Source organism: Streptomyces spongiae (genome assembly GCF_009377185.1).
GTDB lineage: Bacteria > Actinomycetota > Actinomycetes > Streptomycetales > Streptomycetaceae > Streptomyces > Streptomyces spongiae.
The window spans coordinates 1-1,246 of the sequence record NZ_VJZC01001080.1; the positions used below are offsets into that span (position 1 = coordinate 1).

At 72.8% G+C, this 1,246-nt stretch carries 1 protein-coding gene; it reads right to left on the reverse strand.

Annotated elements, in window-relative coordinates:
* Nucleotides 1-2: 2 nt before the first annotated feature.
* The gene (locus tag FNH08_RS50230; RefSeq protein ID WP_152778703.1) at nucleotides 3-1,181 is read right to left on the reverse strand and encodes a thiolase C-terminal domain-containing protein; all 1,179 of its coding nucleotides are present in this window, start codon (nucleotides 1,179-1,181) and stop codon (nucleotides 3-5) included.
* Nucleotides 1,182-1,246: the final 65 nt, after the last annotated feature.

Below are 1,246 nucleotides of genomic sequence, written 5' to 3' on the forward strand. Positions count from 1 at the left end.
GCTCAGCCCCGCCCCAGCACCACCGTCCCCGACGAGCAGAACCAGCCGCCCGTCGCGGACGCGACGGCCAGCCGGGGCGCGGCACCGTCCGCCGTGCGCACCTGCCGTCCCTCGCCCGCCTCCCCACGCAGCTGCCGTACGGCCTCCACGAGGAGGAACAGCCCCCGCATCCCGGGGTGCTGGGCCGACAGCCCGCCCCCGTCGGTGTTCACCGGCAGGTCGCCGGTCAGCGTCAGCCGCCCCTTCTCCACGAACGCACCGCCCTCGCCCTTCCCGCAGAAGCCGAGGTCCTCCAGGGTCACCAGCGTCATGTAGGTGAAGGCGTCGTAGATCTCGGCGACGTCGATCTCGTCCGGACGCACGCCCGCCCGCTGGAAGGCGAGCCGCCCGCTCACCGCCGCCGGGGAGACCGTGAAGTCGGCCCACTCGGACATGGTGGTGTGCGAGACGTGCTCCCCGGTGCCGAGGATCCACACCGGGCCCGTACGGCAGTCCGTCACGTACTCCTCGGCCGCCAGCAGTACGGCCGCCCCTCCGTCGGACCGTATGCAGCAGTGCAACTTGGTGAAGGGGTCCGCGATCATCGGGCCCGACAGGACGTCGTCCACCGTGATCGGGTCGCGGAACATGGCCTCCGGGTTCGCCGCGGCGTTGGCCCGGGCCTGGACGGCGACCGACGCCAACTGCTCCAGTGTGGTGCCGTACTGGTGCATGTGGCGGCGGGCGGCCATGGCGTACTTGGCGATGAGGGTGTGGCCGTACGGCACCTCGAACTGGAGGGGGCCGTGGGCTCCGAAGGACAGGTTGCCCGTCCTCCGGCCCGCCTTGATGTCCGCGCGGGCCGTCGAGCCGTAGACGAGCAGGACCGCGTTCGCGTGGCCCGCCGCGATCGCGTCCGCCGCGTGGGCCGCCATGACCTCCCAGGTGGAGCCGCCCACCGAGGTGGAGTCCACCCACGTGGGCCGCAGCCCCAGGTACTCGGCGACCTCGGCGGGCGCCAGCGTGCCCAGTCCCGCCGACGCGAAGCCGTCGACGACCTCACGGCCGAGCCCGGCGTCGGCCAGGGCCCGGCGGGCGGCCTGGGCGTGCAGTGCGTACGGCGTCGCGTCGTCCACGCGGCCGCAGTCGGAGAGGGAGACGCCGACGATCGCGACCCTTCGACCGGTCACAGCAGCAGTCATGAATCTGACGGTACATCAGATCTGGTGGGTTGGGGGGAGGGGTTGGGGGAGTAGCGGGGGTGTGC

Excerpts from the sequence above, each read along its gene's own strand:
- FNH08_RS50230 (WP_152778703.1), bottom strand. The coding sequence starts at position 1,181 with ATGACTGCTGCTGTGACCGGTCGAAGGGTCGCGATCGTCGGCGTCTCC.